The sequence below is a fragment of the uncultured Roseovarius sp. genome (assembly GCF_913057115.1).
Taxonomy (GTDB): domain Bacteria; phylum Pseudomonadota; class Alphaproteobacteria; order Rhodobacterales; family Rhodobacteraceae; genus Roseovarius.
Genome location: NZ_CAJXNN010000029.1, coordinates 1 through 17,730 on the forward strand (window position 1 = coordinate 1; position 17,730 = coordinate 17,730).

A 17,730-nucleotide genomic window follows, 5' to 3' on the forward strand; every position below is an offset into this window, starting at 1 on the left:
CCCCCGACCCCCTGATTCGTAGTCAGGTACTCTATCCAGCTGAGCTATCGGTCCGTGAGGGCGGGATTTAGACCTTGCGGGCGGGTAGCGCAAGGGGGGCTTTGCAAAAAATCACGCTTTTTCAACGCCACCTCTTGGAAGTTCGATCCGGAAGCTGGTGCCGCTGTCATCACTGTCGTCCAGCGTCAGCGTGCCGCCATGACCGCGCACCAATTCGGCGGCGATGGTCAGGCCAAGACCGGTGCCGCCTTTGGTGGCGCCGCCCTGGAACGGCTGAAAGAGGTGTTGCCGGGCCTTTTCGGGCAGGCCGGGGCCGGTATCGGTGACATTGATGATCCATTGATGATCGGTCTCGTAAGCGGACACCGCGATTTCACCCGGTTGGCCGGTGTTGACGATGGCTTGACGTGCGTTGCGCACGAGGTTCGACAGGACGCGGTACATCTGTTCGGAATCGGCACGGATCATCAGTTGATCGGGGATATCCTCGGCAAAGCTGATCTCGGCATCGCCAACGGCAAGGCGTTCGCTTTCGATGACGTCACCCACCACCTCGGCCAGTCGCAGGCGGGTCAGGGTCGGGCCGGGCTCTTCGGCCTTGCCATAGGCGAGGGTGGCTTCGCACAGGTGGACGGCGCGGGTGATCGAATTCACCAGTTTCGGGGCCATGCGTTTCACGGCCGGGTCTTCGCTCATTTCGATGCGGTCGGTGAAGAGCTGAGCCGAGGTGAGGATATTGCGCAAATCGTGGCTGACCTTGGCGACAGCGCCGCCAAGTTGCGCCAGCCGTTCCTTTTGCTTGAGCGAGCCGGTCAATTGGGTCTGCATGAGTTGCAGGGTTTCTTCGGCTTCGCGCAGTTCAAGGATACTGGCTGACGGGCGGATCACGCGGTTGGCATCCTCGGGGGCGGCGGCATAGGATTGCATATGGCCCACGACACGTTTGATCGGTTTGACGAGCGACCAGCGCACGGCCAGAAACAAAAGGCCGGCGGTGACCAGCGAGATCACCAGCGATAGCCAGAGGATACGCAGGCCATAGTCGATCATGGCGGCGCGTAATTCATTGGTATCGAGGGTGATTTCGATCAAGAGCCCGGCGCGGCGTACCGGGTCGCCGATCACGCGGATGACCTCGTTCTCGGTGTTGATCAGGCGGGCCATCGCATCGGCTATCAGGGTGAAGGCGCTTGGATCGCGCAAATCGTAGGTGGCCGAGATGGGTTTGGGCATGGGGGACGACAGCACGAGCTGGCGGGCTTCGTCACGGCGCAGAACCACGTTGTGGGCCCCGGCGTTTTCCAAAAGCTCGACTTCGAGGTCGGGGGTGATGTTTTCATTGACCAGAAGCGCCAGTGAGGCGATTTGCGCCCGTTCCAGCCGTGAAATGAGGAAGTCTTCACGGTAGCGGGCGACCGAGGGCACGAAAATCAGGACTTCGGCCAGCATCACGAAAATCGCTGTCAGAAGCAGAAATCGCCCGGAGAGGGTGTTCAGAAACCGCATGTCATGCCCTAATCACGGAAGCCAGCGTTGCACCAGCCCCACAACTCTTTTGAGCATAGGATTATCAAACAGCCTAGGGGAGAAATAGGCCCCTGCAACGCGCTTGTTGATTTCGGCGATTGTCGGGTAGGGGGCAACCATGGCAGCCACATGTTTCATCTTGAAGCCATTGGCGATGACCATGGACCATAGGGAGATGAGTTCGCCGGCTTGGTGACCTGCAATTGAGACACCCACGGGGCGGCCCTTGACCACCATGAGTTTGATCAAGCCTGTGGTCTGGCGTTCGGCGATGGCGCGGTCATTTTCGGCATAGGTGAAGCGCGCGACCTCAAGGGTGTCGCCGTGAATGTCGCGGGCCTTGGCCTCGGTCAGGCCGACTTGGGCCAGTTCCGGGGCGGTATAGGTGGCCCATGGAATATGCGCGGTTTTCGCCGTGGCGGGCAGAGAGAGCAGGGCTGAGCGGATGACGATGCCTGCGTGATAGCCCGCAACATGGGTGAATTGCAGGCCGCCCGCCACATCGCCAATGGCGTAGACGCGGCGGTTTGTGGTGCGCAGCCCGTCGTCGACCTTGATGCCTGTCTTGGTGGTCTGGATGCCTGCGGCGTCGAGGTTCAGCTTGTCGATATTGGGTTTGCGCCCCACGGCCATCAGAAGGTGGGAGCCAGTGAAGCTGCGGCCATCCTTGCAGGTGACGGTGATATTGCCCGCCTCGCCGGAAATCGTATCGGCAAGCGCGTCTTCGGCCAGGTCCAGACCTTCGGATTTCAGGGCGTCGAGCACCACGGCGGCGCATTCCGGATCGTCGCGGCCAAAGGCCTTGGCGCCTTCGATCACCGTGACCTTCGAGCCAAGGCGCAGGTGGGCTTGGGCCATTTCCATACCGATGGGGCCGCCGCCGATGATCAGCAGGTGATCGGGCTTCTCGCGGAGGTCGAAAAGCGTTTCATTGGTCTCATACGGAACGGTTTCAAGGCCGGGGATTGGCGGTACGAAGGGGGAGGAGCCGGTGGCGATGACGATTCGGCGGGCGGTGATTTCGTGATCACCGGCCCTGACGGTTTTGGCGTCGATGAATTCACCGTATTCGGTGATGACGCGGACGCCGAGGCGCTCGAAGCGTTCAACACTGTCGTGGGGCGCAATGGTGCCGATGACGTCATGGACGTGGTCCTTGGCGGCGGCGTAATCCACCTGCGGTGAGCTGTCGGCGATGCCGAAGTCGTGGGTGTGGTTGGCCTTGTGGGCGGCCTTGCCACTGGCCAGCAGGGCCTTGGAGGGCACGCAGCCGTAGTTCAGGCAATCGCCGCCCATTTTGTGGCCTTCAAGAAGGGTCACATCGGCCCCCATTTGCACTGCCCCAGCGGCGACGGACAAGCCGCCAGAGCCCGCCCCGATGACCAGCAGGTCGGTATCAATCTTGCTCATGTCAGATGTCCTTTTTGCCGCGCAGGGTCTTGATCACGATGGGGAGCGCCGCGAGGGCGCAAAGGCCAAGGATCGGGCCGATGACTTGCGGCTCCCACAGAAGGGAGAGGTCGGGCGATTCACCGCGATCGAAGACCTCACCCAGGCCAACGCCGATCCATGTGAAGACAATGGCCCCGGGAATGATGCCCAAAACGGTGGTGAAGGCAAAGTTGAAGAATTTGACGCCTACGAGTGCGGGCAAGAGATTGGCCACGAAGAAAGGTACAGCAGGCACAAGCCGCATTAGGAAAAGCACGCTGATTTCATGCTCTTGCAGGCCGTTTTTGATCCGCTTCAGGGTGCCTTCGGATGTCTCCATTCGGGCCGCGAGCGTTCGGCCTAGGCCCCAACGCGCGGCCAGAAAGATTGCGAAGGCCCCGAGCGAGGCGGCTGCGACATTGAAGGTGGTGCCAAGGGCAAGCCCGAAGAGGAAACCGCCGGTCACGGAGGCGACAGCGGCCCCGGGCAGGGAAAAGGCCACGATCACGACGTAGACGGCGATAAAGACCGCCACCATCGAAAGATAGTGCGTATCCCTGAAGGCGAGCAACGCCTCGCGATTTTCGCGCAGCGTTTCGAAGGACAGATAGTCGCGCAGGGTAAAAAAGCCGATGATCGCCCCGAGGAGGATCAGGATCAGGGGGGCGTGGCGCCATGGGGTGGCTTTATTGGTTCGGGTCATATCGTTCATGGCTTCGGTCCGTTGGGTTCTGTTGCAACCAAGATGACCATGTAGAACGGTGGTGGCTATAGGCCTCACGCGGGGGTGATGGTTGGTGATGGATTTGCCGCCAAAAAGAGCCTGTTTTACAGCTTTGTAACAGGAATGCTGCGGAATGGTGGGGTTTTTGTTGCAAAAGCCCCGGGCTGGGTTTGACTTGGGGCTTTCGGGCCTCTATAGACCGATTTCGAAATGAATTCGGGCTGGCCGCGATTCCAATGCGTCTGCCCGCCCAAAGACCGGAGACGGAGCGATGAAACGCACCTACCAACCCTCGAACCTGGTTCGCAAGCGCCGCCACGGCTTCCGTGCGCGTATGGCCACAAAAGCAGGCCGCAAGATCCTGAACGCGCGTCGTGCGCGTGGCCGCAAGTCGCTGAGCGCCTGAAGCCTCAAATACAGGATTTACGGATCATGACACCGCCGGAGGCCCCCGACAGAGATGCGGGGAGAACGCCCCCGGCGGTTTCCGTTTGTCTTAAGGTCTTGAAAAATCGCAGTGATTTCCTGTTAGCGGCGCGGGCGCGACGGCAGGGGACCAAGGCGATGATGGTGCAGGGGCGGGACCGGCGTGATGGCGACCCGGCCATTCGGGTGGGCTTTACCTGTTCCAAGAAGGTGGGCAATGCGGTGGCGCGCAACCGGGCCAAGCGGCGGCTGCGCGAGGTGGCGCGGATGGTGCTGCCCGGCAAAGGTAAACCGGGTTGGGATTACGTGCTGATCGGGCGCAAGGATGCGACCGCCGAGCGAGCCTTCGAGGATTTGAAGGGTGATTTACGATTTGCCCTCAAACGATTGCATTCCAACGAAAGATGACCCCCTTGGCGCATATCCTGTCATGGCCGGTAAAAGCCTATCGGCTGATTTTTTCGCCTTGGGTGGGGTTCAATTGCCGGTATCAGCCGACTTGTAGCCAATATGCTTTGGAGGCTTTGGAAAAGCATGGTGGGATCAAGGGCGGGTGGCTGGCCCTCAAGCGGATCGTGCGCTGCAACCCTTGGGGGCAATGCGGCTATGATCCGGTGCCGGAAAAGCGCGAAAAGTAACGTTCAAATGCCTGTCTGTATCGCGTCGGTAAGACGTCGGTATTCTATCGGTGCCTCCGGCGGGAGTATTTTGGGAAAGATGAAGGGGCTTAGGGCTTTTCACGATCCTGCCGGTTGCGTATGACGCGGCAGGAATTGGAGACCCATGATGCCCTCAGACACCCCGCAACCCGCTTTCGTGCTTGTGCGCCCGCAAATGGGCGAGAACATCGGCGCCGCCGCGCGGGCGATGTGGAACTTCGGGTTGGACCGGATGCGGGTGGTGGCGCCGCGCGATGGCTGGCCGAACTCGAAGGCCGTGGCCATGGCCAGCGGCGCGGGGCGGCTTTTGGACGAAGCGCAGATTGTCGGCGATGTGGCCGAGGCGGTGGGCGATTGCCATTTCGTCTTTGCCACCACGGCGCGGGCGCGGGGACTGACCAAGCCGGTTTATAGCCCTGAGGGCGCGATGAGCGAGGCCGCCGAGCGGATTGCGCGGGGCGAAAAGGTGGCCGTCCTGTTTGGCCCGGAGCGCGCGGGGCTTGAGAATGAGGATGTGGCAAAGGCCAACGCCATCATCAATGTACCGGTGAACCCGGAATTTCCCAGCCTGAACCTTGCGCAATGTGTGCTTCTGACGGGTTATGAGTGGCGGCGGGCGCAGGGCAATATCGAAGCGCGACGGGTGGATATGGCCAAGGCCGATTGGGCCGAGCAGATCGAGATTGAAAAGCTGTCGGATCATTACGAAGCGCGTTTGGGCGAGGCCGGGTTTTTCTTTCCCGAGCACAAGGCCGAGGGCATGAAGATCAACCTGCGCAACATGTGGTCGCGGATGCCTTTGACGCGGGCCGATGTGCAGATGTTGCATGGGGTGCTGCGGCAGATGGTCCGTTGGAAAGAGCGCGGCGACTGAGCGCGCTTGAAGGGGCATACAGTGCGCACTACTGTTGCCAGCGCAAAAGGGTAGAGGGCGAGCATGTCAGGCAAACGCAGCATTTTCGAAGAGGTTGGCGAGGCTGAGGCCAAGCGCGAGGCGCCCAAGGGGGGCATGATCGACGCGGGCCGTCGGGGCGCGCGGGGCGCGATCCGGGTTTGGTTGATGATCCTCTTTGCCTTGGTGGTGGTGATGATCGCCGTGGGTGGGCTGACCCGGTTGACCGACAGTGGCTTGAGCATCACCGAATGGAAGCCGGTGACCGGTGCCCTCCCACCGATGAGCGCCGAGGTTTGGGAAGAGGAATTCGACAAGTACCGCGCCATTCCCGAGTACCAATTGCAGAACAAGGGGATGAGCCTGTCGGAGTTCAAGGTCATTTACTGGTGGGAATGGGGCCACCGGCAATTGGGCCGGGTGATTGGCCTTGTCTGGGCCTTCGGCTTCTTCGGGTTTTTGGTGACGCGGAAGATTCCGCCCGGTTGGACCGGACGGTTGTTTTTCCTTGGGGTTCTGGGCGGTGCGCAGGGCGCGATTGGCTGGTGGATGGTCTCCTCCGGGCTGGAAGGCGAGATGCTGGATGTGGCGAGCTATCGGCTTGCCACGCATCTGGGTTTGGCCTTTGTGATCCTTGGCTTCATCGCGTGGTATGCCATGCTCTTGGGCCGCGAGGAACGCGAGTTGATGCAGGCGCGGCGGGCGCGGGAGGCCAAGCTGTTCGGGCTGGGCACTGGCCTGTTGCATTTCGCTTTCCTGCAAATCCTGATTGGCGCGCTGGTGGCCGGGATCGACGCCGGGCGCAGCTATACCGATTGGCCGCTGATGGCCGGAGGCGTTTTGCCCCCCGATTTCTGGATTGCGGAACTGGGCCTTCGGAACTTCTTTGAAAACCCCGGATTGGTACAGTTTATCCACCGGGTGACCGGCTATCTGCTGTTGGTTTTCGGGATCATGGTTTGGCTGAAGGGGCGGCGCAGCACTCATGCTGCCACGCGCGCCGCTTTTAACGCAGCCTTCATCGCGCTTGGTGCACAAGTGGTCTTGGGCATTGTGACGGTGCTTTACGTTGCGGCGTGGCAGGTGGCGATCGTGCATCAGGTTTTGGCCGTGGTGTTGTGGGTGTTGATCCTGCGGGCGCGGTTCCTCGCGCAATATCCGCGCGCCCAATCGGTAAGAGGGTAAGGCAGTGACAGCATATGACGCATTGATGGCGTATGAGCGCGAAACACAGGCCTTGGGCCGGGTGGCGGGGCGCTTGTCCTGGGATCAGGAAACCATGATGCCGCGCGGCGCGGTGGAACAGCGCGCCGAGGAGATGGGCGCGATGCAGGCGATGATGCACGCCCGCAAGACCGACCCGCGGATCGGCGAGTGGCTGGAGGATGCGCGCGCACCGGACGAGGCGGGGGCGGCGCAACTGCGCTTGATTGCGCATCAGTTCGAGCGGCTGACACGGGTGCCTTCGGACCTGACCCGCGCCTTGGCCAGTCTGACAAGCCGGTCGCAGTCGCAATGGGCGGCGGCCCGCGCCGAGGATGACTTCGCCAGTTTTGCGCCGACTTTGGAAGAGGTGGTGCGCCTCAAACGGGAGGAGGGCGCGGCGCTGGCCGATGGCGGTGACGTTTATGACGCGTTGATCGACGATTATGAGCCGGGGGCGAGTGCGGCTCATCTGGCGGCGATTTTTGACGAGATGCGCCCCGGTTTGGTGAAATTGCGGGCGAGTGCCTTGCAGGGCATCGAGCGCGCGCCGGTGTCAGGGCAATTCGCGCCCGAAGTGCAGGTTGCCTTGGCGCGCGAACTGGCCGAGCGGTTTGGCTATGACCTGAATCGCGGTCGGATCGACATGGCGGTGCATCCCTTCAGCTCGGGCTCTGGCGATGATGTGCGGATCACCACGCGGGTGAGTGAGGATGATCCGTTCAATTGCCTTTATTCAACCATCCACGAGGTGGGCCATGCCTGTTACGAGCAGGGGGTCGACCCAGCCTATCACATGACGCCGGTGGGGCAGGGCGTGTCAATGGGTGTGCATGAAAGCCAGAGCCGGATTTACGAGAATCAATTGGGCCGGAGCCGCGCGTTTTGCCATTTCCTGTATGGGCGGATGCGCGATGCCTTTGGCGATATCGGGGTTGCGGATGAGGAGGCGTTTTACGCCACGGTGAACCGTTTGCATCGCGGCTATATCCGGACGGAAGCCGATGAGGTGCAGTATAACCTGCATATCATGCTGCGGTTCGAGTTGGAGCGGGCGTTGATCGCCGGTGACTTGCAGGTGCGCGATTTGGAGGCGGCGTGGAATGACCGGTTCAAGGCCGATTTCGGCTATGATGTGGACCGGGCGTCGAACGGGGTGTTGCAGGATGTACACTGGTCTGTCGGGCTGTTTGGGTATTTCCCGACCTATAGTCTGGGGAATGTTTACGCCGGCTGTCTGCATGCCGCTTTGCGCAAGGACCTGCCGGATTTGGATGACCATCTGGCCGAAGGCGACCCGAGCGCGGCCACTGCGTGGCTACGTGAGAACGTACAGCGCCATGGTGGGCTTTATGAGCCGCGCGAGGTGATCGCGCGGGCCTGTGGGCAAGAGCCTTCGGCCGGGCCCTTGATGACCTATCTGGTGGAAAAATTCGGTGCGCTTTACCCGGCCTGACCTATTCGTTGACAGACACCGGTGCCGGGCTTTCGCTGGGTTCGATCCAATTCATCAGGGTGGTGTCGAGCAACTCGACATTCCGGGTTTCGATGGCTTGCCGAATGGCATTCAGGACGGTGGCCGTTTCGATTTCCGATAGATGGCTTTCCTGCGCGCGCAGGATCTTGGGGTGCGGCGTGGTCAACATGTCGGAGCCGATAAGCAGTTCTTCGTGCAATTTCTCGCCGGGGCGCAAACCGGTGATCTTGATCTCGATATCGCCTTGAGGGTTGTGAGCATTGCGCACCGTTTTCCCGGCCTGTTCGATCATCCGCATGGCAAGATCGCGGATCGGAACCGGCTTGCCCATGTCCAGCACGAAGACATCGCCGCCGCGTGCGAAGGAGCCGGTGATAAGCACGAGGCGGACCGCCTCGGGGATCGTCATGAAATAGCGGGTCACGTCAGAATGGGTGAGAGTCACCGGACCACCTCGCCGGATCTGGTCGGCGAACAGGGGGATCACCGAGCCAGAGGAGCCGAGGACGTTGCCGAAGCGAACCATGGAAAACCGGGTTGAGTTGGAGCGTGAGGCAATGTCTTGGATGACCAATTCGGCGATGCGCTTGGAGGCCCCCATCATCGACGAGGGGCGCACAGCCTTGTCGGTGGAGATGAGGATGAAACGTTCGACTCCCGCGTGCCTTGCCGCATCGGCAACGGTCTTTGTGCCGAAGACGTTGTTGCGCATGCCTTCGAGTTCGTTTCTTTCGACCATCGGTACGTGTTTGTACGCAGCCGCGTGCAGTACGATTTCCACCCCGTGACGGCTCATAACTTCGGCCATGAGTGCAGCATCGCAAACCGATCCGAGAATGCAGACGATATCCAGCGACGGGGCGAGCGCCTTGAGTTCCCGTTCAGCCTTGAAAAGCGAGAGTTCGCAGTGATCCAGAAGGATCAGTTTTTCAGGATCGCAGGCGATGAGCTGCCGGCAAAGTTCGGAGCCGATGGTTCCGCCCGCACCCGTGACCAATACACTGCGAGTACGGTAAGTTTCGGAAACGCCGGGCAGTTCATCCTCCATGATATCGCGTTCCATCAGGTCATGGGGATCGACCGGTTGAGTGTCGCCGATGTCGCGATCGGTATTGGCAACCAGATCAGCGAAGGAGGGGATCATGTGCACCTCGCATCCGGTGGCGCGCATGTGGCGCGCGAGCGCCTGTTGCACGGCGGGCCGCTGGGAGGGCATGGCGAGAACGATGCGCTGGATCTCGTGACACTCGATGAGATCGAGGATGTCCCCCGGGGCATGTACGCGCAAACCGCCGATGGTCAGGCTTTGCAGGCGGCTGTCATCGTCGACGAAGGCGACGGGCTTGACCGAATCGTCGGTCGCGAGCGCAGAGGCCAGTTGCTGGCCGGTTTGGCCCGCCCCGTAAATGAGGATCGGAATGTGCTGATGGTTGCGGCGGTAGATTTGCAGCAAGATGGCGCGCATTCCGAGACGGGCAGCGACGGAAAGCAAAAGGAAAAAGGTGCCCGTGACGATCGCGACCTGCAGCGGAGCACGTAGCGAGGTGAAGACCATCCCGCCGATGACCACAACCGATGCCAGGGCCATGGCAACGCCGGTCGTTCCCAACATGCCTTGCATTTCATATGCATTGAGTTTGACCCTATGCAGGCCTTGCAAGAGGATGAAAACGGCACCGGCAACCATGAGGGCGATTGTCGTGGCCCATGCTTCAAATGAAGTCGGGATTGCCTGCGATGGGCCAAGGATGACCAATCGGGACAAGAGGTGGGCAAGACCTATGAGAAGAACATCAACGGTAAGAAGAATGGCGCGTTTCTGGGCGCGCGTGAGAGACACTGCAAACTTGTGCAACATGGTCCTACCCAAATTGACCGCGGATTGCCTGAATCCTGAAATACCGTACTTAGCGTTAGTAATGTGTTCATTGCACACGTTAAAGGGGAATAATGGCGGAAACAACGCCATGAGAAATATTTTTCCGGTGGTGGCGAAATTTGATGCAGGAGTCGGCAAGAAAACTTGCAATGACTGGTAATTGAGCAGCGCAAACCCTGAATGGCAGAACCACTTGGCGTTATCAAGAGGTGGTGAGAGGCATCACAAACACCAGTCAAGAAGCGCCGGGCTCAATACTCCTTGAGGCGACTTTTCCATTGTTCCCACATCTTTTGCGCGTTAGGAAATGTCAAAACTCTTGGGGATGACGCATGTCCAAAAAAAGACGCCTGCCAGTCTTGATTTCTGCCTTCGCGTTTCTGATGGTCGTGGCGGGCTGTAGTCTGCCGCGCGGGGCCGCCATCCAGTCCGAGGTTCTCAACGAGCAAGAGTCGCAAGCCCCCAGTTTTCAAGTGGTTCCCGTAACCCGGGATGTGACGCCTGCCTTGTCGAACTGGCCGGCGACCGGGTGGCATGGACATTATCACTGGTTCCAACGGGACCGGGGGCCGGATTCAAACGCGATCCAGGTCGGCGACGTGTTGAAGATCGTGGTTTGGGAGTCCCAGGAAAATTCGCTTCTGTCAGCACGCGGGTCGAACATGGTGGCCATGCCAGAGCAGGAGGTGGCAGGTAGCGGTAAGATCTTCTTGCCTTACGTGGGTGATGTGCGGGTTCGCGGCCAAAGCGCGGATGCGGCGCGCAAACGGATTCAGGAAAGTTTCGAGGAGATATCGCCCTCGGCGCAGGTTCAGCTTTCGGTGCTCCCGGGTCGCAACAATTCGATCGACCTTGTGAGTGGCGTCGCCGCACCGGGCCGTTACCCTTTGGACAGCCGCAATACCAAGATCCTGAGCGCCATTGCCAAGGGCGGCGGTGTGTCCAACGCTCTGCGCAACCCGTTGCTGCGCTTGCAGCGTGGGCCGACGACCTATGAAACTCGTTTCGCCGACCTTCTGGCGGATGCGAGCCGCAATGTGCGGCTGCGTGGCGGCGACCAGATTTCCGTGGTCGAGGATGACCGCAGCTTCAACGTGTTAGGGGCGGCAGGCGATCAGACGGTCATGTATTTCGAGAAGGAAAGCATGACAGCCATGGAGGCGCTTTCGGCCATGGGTGGCTTGCAAGCGGCGCGCGCGGACCCGAAGGGCGTTTTGATCCTGCGGGAATACAAGGCGAAGGACCTCAAGCCGGGTTGGGCAGGGCCGGATTTGCAGCAGGTTGTGTTTACTATTGATTTGACAAGCGCGGATGGCCTCTTTGCGGCGCGACAGTTCCAGATTCATCCGCAGGACACCGTTCTGGCCACCGAGTCGCCCATCAACGCGGCACGCACGATCATCGGCTTGTTCGGAACCGTGATCGGGGTGACGAGCACCGCCAACAATTTGTAGTGCCAAGGAGCAGGGGCAATCTTAGCATTCGACGAAGATGTTGGTGATGTCCTTATGGGCAGCCGCCGCTTTGTCGGATGGGGTTCGGCTTTTCTGCTTTGGGCCCGCGTTCAGAGGTTTCGAGTCTGAAACACCGGTCTGCGGCGGTGTTGCCGGAGGCATATTGGGGTTCGGGGCGGTCGTGCGGAGGCTATGGTCGGCCAGGTCCATTGGCTGCGCCATGTCGCCGGTGCCCTGAAGTGGTATGCGATTGGCCTTTGCCTTCGCTGCCTTGCGGGCAACGCTGGGAGGCACCCGGCGCGGGGTAACCTGTTCTGAGGTCTTGACCACGCGTGAGATATAGCGGCGACCGACCAGCGAGGTACGCTGCGTATCCGGGGCCTTCAAGCTGTAATGACTGAGCAGAATACCGCACATCAATGTCAGGTCGCGCCAAAAGGGCGATATGTTTTCTGGCTGAAAGGGCATGAAGTTCTCGGCAATGCTGCTGGTCAAGACAAACACTGCCAGCATCAAGGATGTTGTGCGTAGGAAGAGCCCGGACATAAAGGCGGCGGAGAGCGCGAAGAGGGCCGTGGTGCCAATAAGGTCGCCGGTTGGCAGGCCGACTATCGGCGCGAAAATCGCCCGGTGATCGACCCCTTGAATCAAGCCAAGGGAAATCGCCATGAAATAGGAGCCGGTAATGAGGCGGATCAGGTTCAGGCCGGTATGATCGGCCAAGCGTCGGTTGCTGCGTTCCACGGTTTTTCTTTCCGTTCAATTGACCTCGAGCAGACGTACCAAAACCACTTGTACGGGCCTTCATACAATTGAAAGCAGTCGATCAATCCCATCGAAAGCAGGCAAAACCGGCCCCGAAATATGACAATTCGGGGCCGGTCCAATGTATCGTTATCCGTATGGGGGAGGAGGCGAGGCGCGTGCCTCGTTACTCTTCGGTCTTGGCTTCGGGGCTGGCCACGGCCTCGGCATCAGCATCGTCTTCGTCGCCCTTTTCGGCGATCCATGCGACGCTGACGACCTTTTCGCCCTTGCCGGTATTGAACACCTTGACGCCGCCGGCACTGCGCGACCGGAAGGAGATTCCCTCAACTGGAACGCGGATGGATTGACCCTTGGAGGTGGCGAGCATGATCTGGTCGTCCAGATCCACAGGGAAGGAGGCGACGAGTGTGGCATTGGCCTTGGTGGACCAGGCGTTCACGCCTTGGCCACCGCGCCCACGGGTGGGGTAATCATGGCTGGACGATATTTTGCCGATGCCATCGGTGGTGATCGTCAGGATGAGGTGCTCGGCGGCCTGCATTTCTTCGAAGCGCTCTTGGGAAATGTCTCCTGCGGGGGCCTCTTCATCGTCGTCGGTGCCTTCAAGCTCATCAGCCCCGACCATTTGGCGGCGCATCTTGAGATAGGCGGCGCGTTCTGCCGCCTCGGCCTCGAAATGCCGGATGACGGACATGGAGACGACGGTATCAGCGCCCGCGAGCTTGATGCCACGTACCCCGGTGGATTTGCGACCCTTGAAGACCCGCACATCGGTGGTGGCAAAGCGGATGGCGCGGCCCGAATTGGTGACAAGCATCACGTCATCGTCTTCGGTGCAGATGCGCGCGTTGACCAGTTCCACGCCTTCGGGCAGGTCCATGGCGATCTTGCCGTTGCGCTTGACGTTGGTGAAATCCGACAGCGCGTTGCGGCGCACATCGCCCGCCGTGGTGGCAAAGACGATTTGCAGGTCGTTCCATTGCTCTTCGGGGGCATCGACCGGCATGATCGCGGCGATGGAGACACCGGTGGGAATGGGCAGGATATTGACGATGGCCTTACCCTTCGATGTGCGGCTGCCAAGCGGCAGGCGCCATGTCTTGAGCTTGTAGGCCATGCCATCGGTGGTGAAGAACAAAAGCTGTGTGTGGGTGTTGGCGACGAACAGCGTGGTGACCACGTCATCGTCTTTCAGGCTGCCACCCGACAGGCCCTTGCCACCGCGCTTTTGGGCGCGGAAATCGGCCAGGGGCGTGCGCTTGATATAGCCGCCTTGGGTGACGGTCACGACCATGTCTTCGCGTTCGATCAGGTCTTCGTCATCCATATCGCCGGACCAGTCTACGATCTCGGTGCGGCGGGGGACGGCGAATTGCTCGCGCACTTCGCGCAGCTCGTCGGCGATGATGCCCATGATACGTTCACGGCTGGCGAGGATGGCGAGGTATTCCTTGATTTTGCCCGCCAGCTCTTGCAGCTCATCGGTAACCTCTTTGACGCCCAGTTGCGTGAGGCGTTGCAGGCGCAGATCGAGAATCGCGCGGGCCTGTGTTTCTGACAGATTGTAGGTGCCGTCTTCGTTGGCCTTGTGCGTCGGGTCGTCGATCAAGGCGATATATTCGAGGATATCCCCGGCGGGCCAGCGGCGGGTCATAAGTTTTTCGCGCGCCTCGGTGGCATCGGCGGAGGCGCGGATGGTCGCCACGACCTCATCCACGTTGGACACCGCAACGGCCAGACCGCAGAGGATATGGCTGCGGTCCCGGGCTTTGCGCAATTCAAAGGCCGTGCGGCGCGCGACCACTTCCTCGCGGAAGGCGATGAAGGAGGTGAGGAAGCGGCGCAGGGTCAGTTGTTCGGGTTTGCCGCCGTTCAGGGCCAGCATGTTGCAGCCAAAGCTGGTTTGCATGGGCGTGAAGCGGAACAGTTGATTGAGCACCACATCGGGGGTGGCGTCGCGTTTCAGCTCGACCACCACGCGCACGCCGTGGCGGTCGGATTCATCCTGAACGTGGGCGATGTTTTCGATCTTCTTTTCGCGCACCGTCTCGGCGATCTTTTCGATCATCGAGGCCTTGTTCACCTGATAGGGGATCTCGTCGATGACGATGGCATACCGATCCTTGCGGAGTTCCTCGACCCGCGTCTTGGCGCGGATTATGACGCTGCCGCGGCCTTCGAGGTAGGCTTTGCGCGCGCCGGACCGGCCCAGCATGATGCCGCCTGTGGGGAAATCGGGGCCGGGGACGTATTCGATCAATTGCTCGGAACTGAGATCTGGATCGTCGATCAGCGCCAGCGTGGCATCGACCACTTCGCCAAGGTTATGCGGCGGAATGTTGGTGGCCATGCCCACGGCGATACCGCCCGCGCCATTGACCAGCATGTTGGGGAAACGGGCGGGCAGGACGGTGGGTTCGCGATCCTTGCCGTCGTAGTTGTCCTGAAAATTGACGGTGTCTTTTTCGATATCCGCCAGCAGGGCACTGGCGGGCTTGTCCATCCGCACCTCGGTATAGCGCATGGCGGCGGGGTTATCGCCATCCATGGAGCCGAAGTTGCCTTGCCCATCCAGAAGCGGCAAGGACATCGAGAAATCCTGCGCCATGCGCACCAGTGCATCGTAAATCGCGCTATCGCCGTGGGGATGGTATTTACCCATGACGTCGCCCACGGGCCGCGCCGATTTGCGGTAAGGCTTGTCGTGCGTGTTGCCGGTTTCGTGCATGGCGTAAAGGATGCGCCGGTGCACGGGTTTCAAGCCGTCCCGCAAGTCAGGAATCGCACGGCTGACAATGACCGACATCGCGTAGTCGAGATAGGATGTCTTCATCTCGTCGGCGATGGAAATGCTGGGACCGTCGTGCGCCGGGCGCTCAGGCATCATTTCGTCAGTGTTTTCAGGGGGTTGCGTGTCGTCGCTCACCTTGCTGCCCGTCCTGTTTCTGAGGGTCTATATTTTGTTGCATTCGTTATATCAGAGGCTGGATATGGGGTGCAATGGCTGTCCCGCCGCAGCCGTGGCAGCCAAGGCGTGGCACTGCTAACATACTGTTTTCATTGAAAAGTAATTTCATTCGGGCATCATGGAAGAGCGCAACGCCAAAAAGACGTTCAACAGGAGCAGATCATATGGAAATGAGTGAAACAGAAATGATGCTGAAGGGCTATGGCCTGACCACCGCCGAGATGTTCTATCACATGCCCGATTATGTGCATGTCCTGAACAGTTTTGTCTGGCAGGACTATGATATCGCACCGGACCATCCGCGATTGTTCAAATTCATCGAGTTTTGGCAAGACGAGATCGAGGGGCCGCTGCATTCGGTCAAGTTTACCCATCGCAAGATGATTTCGCCCGGAGAGTGGCGCAGTGTGGTGGGTGAGTTTACGCTTCAATGAGGGATTGCGCCGCCTTTGGCGTCGCTCGGGGCGGGGGGCTTTGCCCCCCACGTTGAAAATCGGGGATTTTCAACGCTCCCCCCAGGATATTTATGGCCAGAAGAAAGGGGGCGTGGTTGCAACGCCCCGCCGTTGGATCAGGGTATGATCCGGGTGTATTTCATGCCTTCGAGTGAGACGCCGGCCAAGGCACCGGCCTGACCGAAGATGACGGCCACGACGGGAGCGGTGGAGGTTGTCGTCTCGGCCCGCAGGTTTTCGCCCTTGTCCCTGAAGACATATTCGATATCCGCGCCTGCGGCCCAGCCCGAGGAACGGCGGAACCCTTCGAGCGCGTCTTGTGTCATGAAGAACAAGACGTGGGCGAATTGTTGGGCGCCGATCTGAAAGCCGACGCTGCCCTTGGTGGCCGAGTAGTAATCGACCGTTACGTTGTTGATGCGCAATGCACCGCGGCCATAGCCACCACCGACGATCAGCCCGCCTTCGGTCACCAGTGGCATGACCAGCATGCCGGTGGATTTCGCGGCCAGATCGCGGGTGTTGGGGTAATTGGTATAAAGGTAGTTCAGCGTGGTATCGACACGGGCGTCGATTTTCTCGGGGCCGCGGCTGCCGACGCCATTGCCGCAAGCGGCAAGAGCGGAGGTGCTGGCGAGAGCGCCGAGTGTGAATGCGCGACGGGAAAAGCTGTTCATGGTTTTGCCTGTTCGTTGCCTGACTTCATGTGCCGGTCTTGTTGAAAATGCCGGTCTGGGCGCAGTATATCAGGCGAAATCGCGCTGTCACGCGCGATATCGAGAACTGGCAAGGGTTCGCGCAGGGATCAGCCGTTGAGGGCGCGGGCCACCTGTGGGGCGAAATAGGTCAGCACCCCGTCGCAGCCGGCCCGTTTGAAACCCATGAGGCTTTCCATCATCGCGCGGTCGCCGTCGATCCAGCCGTTTTGCGCGGCGGCCATGATCATCGCGTATTCGCCCGAGACTTGGTAGGCGAAGGTGGGAGCGGCGAATTCCTGTTTCACGCGCTGGCAGATATCGAGGTAGGGCATGCCAGGTTTGACCATGACCATATCCGCGCCTTCCGACAGGTCACGTGCCACGCAGCGCAGCGCCTCGTCGGTGTTGGCCGGGTCCATCTGGTAGGTTTTCTTATCGCCCTTGAGCGCGCCCGACGCCCCCACCGCATCGCGGAACGGGCCATAGAAGGCGGATGCGTATTTCGCGGCATAGCTGAGCAGCAGGACATCGCGGTGTCCGGCCCCCTCAAGTGCAGAGCGGATCGCGCCGATGCGGCCATCCATCATGTCCGAGGGGCCAATGATATCGACGCCCGCCTCGGCCTGACTGAGGGCCTGTTTGACCAGCGCCTCCACGGTTTCGTCATTGATGATCTCCCCATCCACCACGAAGCCGTCGTGGCCGGTGTCGGAATAGGGGTCGAGCGCCACGTCGGTCATAATCGCGATGTCGGGCACGGCGGATTTGATGGCGCGGGTGGCGCGGTTGCTGAGGTTTTCGGGGTTCCAGGCCTCGGCGCAGTCGGCGGTGCGGTTTTCGTTGCCGGTATAGGGAAAGAGACAAATCGCCGGGATGCCAAGCGCGTGGGCCTCTTTCGCCGCCTCGACGACCTTGTCGACGCTACGCCGAACAACGCCCGGCATCGAGGGCACGGGTTCTTCCACACCCTCGCCGTCGCGCACGAACACGGGCCAGATCAGATCGCCCGGCGAAAGCGTGTTTTCCGCCACCATGGCGCGAATGGCGGGGCTGCGCCGGGTGCGGCGCAGGCGGGCGGCGGGAAAGGGCGCTTGGGGCATGGTCATTGGCGAACCTTGGCTTATCATTATGATCCCTTGTGAGTGGCACGGAAATTCCCGCATCTCAAG

16 protein-coding genes are annotated in these 17,730 nt (G+C 60.4%); 8 read left to right on the top strand and 8 right to left on the bottom strand.

What is annotated here, in order from left to right; genetic code table 11:
- Positions 1-111: 111 nt before the first annotated feature.
- Genes QZ498_RS12355 through QZ498_RS12365 form a run of 3 tightly spaced genes read right to left on the bottom strand, consistent with a single transcriptional unit; the run spans position 112 to position 3,670 of the window.
- A complete protein-coding gene (locus QZ498_RS12355) occupies positions 112-1,506 on the bottom strand; it encodes a HAMP domain-containing sensor histidine kinase (RefSeq protein ID WP_294622669.1) in 1,395 nt (464 codons plus the stop codon).
- A 12-nt stretch (positions 1,507-1,518) separates the two neighbouring features.
- Positions 1,519-2,937 (bottom strand): FAD-dependent oxidoreductase, encoded by a 1,419-nt coding sequence (locus QZ498_RS12360; RefSeq protein WP_294622671.1) that lies wholly within the window; start codon positions 2,935-2,937, stop codon positions 1,519-1,521.
- 1 nt (position 2,938) lies between these two features.
- On the bottom strand, positions 2,939-3,670 hold the full coding sequence (locus tag QZ498_RS12365) for a TVP38/TMEM64 family protein (RefSeq protein WP_294622672.1): 732 nt from the start codon (positions 3,668-3,670) through the stop codon (positions 2,939-2,941).
- Between the two features lie 283 nt (positions 3,671-3,953).
- Between QZ498_RS12365 and rpmH the strand changes: the two genes are divergently transcribed.
- The 6 genes from rpmH to QZ498_RS12395 all read left to right on the top strand — a co-directional run bounded on the left by rpmH (position 3,954) and on the right by QZ498_RS12395 (position 8,318).
- The gene (gene rpmH / locus QZ498_RS12370; protein ID WP_005980833.1) at positions 3,954-4,088 is read left to right on the top strand and encodes a 50S ribosomal protein L34; all 135 of its coding nucleotides are present in this window, start codon (positions 3,954-3,956) and stop codon (positions 4,086-4,088) included.
- Positions 4,089-4,114: 26 nt separating this feature from the next.
- Complete coding sequence (gene rnpA / locus QZ498_RS12375) at positions 4,115-4,516, top strand: ribonuclease P protein component (RefSeq protein ID WP_294622675.1); 402 nt, start codon at positions 4,115-4,117, stop codon at positions 4,514-4,516.
- The gene (gene yidD / locus QZ498_RS12380) at positions 4,513-4,746 is read left to right on the top strand and encodes a membrane protein insertion efficiency factor YidD (RefSeq protein WP_294622677.1); all 234 of its coding nucleotides are present in this window, start codon (positions 4,513-4,515) and stop codon (positions 4,744-4,746) included. The genes rnpA and yidD overlap by 4 nt, the downstream gene beginning before the upstream one ends.
- 148 nt (positions 4,747-4,894) lie before the next feature.
- Complete coding sequence (locus tag QZ498_RS12385) at positions 4,895-5,641, top strand: RNA methyltransferase (protein WP_294622755.1); 747 nt, start codon at positions 4,895-4,897, stop codon at positions 5,639-5,641.
- 63 nt (positions 5,642-5,704) lie between these two features.
- Entirely contained in the window at positions 5,705-6,844 is a 1,140-nt protein-coding gene (ctaA, locus tag QZ498_RS12390) for a heme A synthase (protein WP_294622679.1), read from the top strand.
- A gap of 4 nt (positions 6,845-6,848) precedes the next feature.
- A complete protein-coding gene (locus QZ498_RS12395) occupies positions 6,849-8,318 on the top strand; it encodes a carboxypeptidase M32 (protein WP_294622681.1) in 1,470 nt (489 codons plus the stop codon).
- Position 8,319: 1 nt separating this feature from the next.
- Here the strand turns inward: QZ498_RS12395 and QZ498_RS12400 are convergent, their stop codons facing one another.
- On the bottom strand, positions 8,320-10,368 hold the full coding sequence (locus QZ498_RS12400; RefSeq protein WP_294622683.1) for a nucleoside-diphosphate sugar epimerase/dehydratase: 2,049 nt from the start codon (positions 10,366-10,368) through the stop codon (positions 8,320-8,322).
- Positions 10,369-10,550: 182 nt separating this feature from the next.
- Here QZ498_RS12400 and QZ498_RS12405 point away from each other — a divergent pair, with 182 nt between their 5' ends.
- Positions 10,551-11,672: a polysaccharide biosynthesis/export family protein gene (locus QZ498_RS12405; RefSeq protein ID WP_294622685.1), complete on the top strand. Its 1,122-nt coding sequence runs from the start codon at positions 10,551-10,553 to the stop codon at positions 11,670-11,672.
- Positions 11,673-11,693: 21 nt separating this feature from the next.
- Here QZ498_RS12405 and QZ498_RS12410 read toward each other — a convergent pair whose 3' ends face one another.
- Together QZ498_RS12410 and gyrA are read right to left on the bottom strand one after the other, a co-directional pair.
- A complete protein-coding gene (locus QZ498_RS12410; protein ID WP_294622687.1) occupies positions 11,694-12,416 on the bottom strand; it encodes a hypothetical protein in 723 nt (240 codons plus the stop codon).
- 187 nt (positions 12,417-12,603) lie between these two features.
- Entirely contained in the window at positions 12,604-15,327 is a 2,724-nt protein-coding gene (gene gyrA / locus QZ498_RS12415) for a DNA gyrase subunit A (protein ID WP_294622756.1), read from the bottom strand.
- Between the two features lie 245 nt (positions 15,328-15,572).
- Between gyrA and QZ498_RS12420 the strand changes: the two genes are divergently transcribed.
- The gene (locus QZ498_RS12420; RefSeq protein WP_294622689.1) at positions 15,573-15,842 is read left to right on the top strand and encodes an usg protein; all 270 of its coding nucleotides are present in this window, start codon (positions 15,573-15,575) and stop codon (positions 15,840-15,842) included.
- Positions 15,843-15,979: 137 nt separating this feature from the next.
- Here the strand turns inward: QZ498_RS12420 and QZ498_RS12425 are convergent, their stop codons facing one another.
- Together QZ498_RS12425 and hemB are read right to left on the bottom strand one after the other, a co-directional pair.
- The gene (locus QZ498_RS12425) at positions 15,980-16,540 is read right to left on the bottom strand and encodes a YSC84-related protein (RefSeq protein ID WP_294622691.1); all 561 of its coding nucleotides are present in this window, start codon (positions 16,538-16,540) and stop codon (positions 15,980-15,982) included.
- A 128-nt stretch (positions 16,541-16,668) separates the two neighbouring features.
- Positions 16,669-17,667 (bottom strand): porphobilinogen synthase, encoded by a 999-nt coding sequence (gene hemB, locus QZ498_RS12430; RefSeq protein ID WP_294622693.1) that lies wholly within the window; start codon positions 17,665-17,667, stop codon positions 16,669-16,671.
- Positions 17,668-17,730 lie beyond the last annotated feature (63 nt).

Bases quoted from the DNA above. Each gene is read 5' to 3' on its own strand.
- hemB (WP_294622693.1), bottom strand. From the start codon at position 17,667: ATGACCATGCCCCAAGCGCCCTTTCCCGCCGCCCGCCTGCGCCGCACC.
- gyrA (WP_294622756.1), bottom strand. From the start codon at position 15,327: ATGATGCCTGAGCGCCCGGCGCACGACGGTCCCAGCATTTCCATCGCC.
- QZ498_RS12405 (WP_294622685.1), top strand. From the start codon at position 10,551: ATGTCCAAAAAAAGACGCCTGCCAGTCTTGATTTCTGCCTTCGCGTTT.
- QZ498_RS12365 (WP_294622672.1), bottom strand. From the start codon at position 3,670: ATGAACGATATGACCCGAACCAATAAAGCCACCCCATGGCGCCACGCC.
- QZ498_RS12360 (WP_294622671.1), bottom strand. From the start codon at position 2,937: ATGAGCAAGATTGATACCGACCTGCTGGTCATCGGGGCGGGCTCTGGC.
- rpmH (WP_005980833.1), top strand. From the start codon at position 3,954: ATGAAACGCACCTACCAACCCTCGAACCTGGTTCGCAAGCGCCGCCAC.
- yidD (WP_294622677.1), top strand. From the start codon at position 4,513: ATGACCCCCTTGGCGCATATCCTGTCATGGCCGGTAAAAGCCTATCGG.
- QZ498_RS12425 (WP_294622691.1), bottom strand. From the start codon at position 16,540: ATGAACAGCTTTTCCCGTCGCGCATTCACACTCGGCGCTCTCGCCAGC.
- QZ498_RS12420 (WP_294622689.1), top strand. From the start codon at position 15,573: ATGGAAATGAGTGAAACAGAAATGATGCTGAAGGGCTATGGCCTGACC.
- ctaA (WP_294622679.1), top strand. From the start codon at position 5,705: ATGTCAGGCAAACGCAGCATTTTCGAAGAGGTTGGCGAGGCTGAGGCC.
- QZ498_RS12355 (WP_294622669.1), bottom strand. From the start codon at position 1,506: ATGCGGTTTCTGAACACCCTCTCCGGGCGATTTCTGCTTCTGACAGCG.
- QZ498_RS12385 (WP_294622755.1), top strand. From the start codon at position 4,895: ATGCCCTCAGACACCCCGCAACCCGCTTTCGTGCTTGTGCGCCCGCAA.
- rnpA (WP_294622675.1), top strand. From the start codon at position 4,115: ATGACACCGCCGGAGGCCCCCGACAGAGATGCGGGGAGAACGCCCCCG.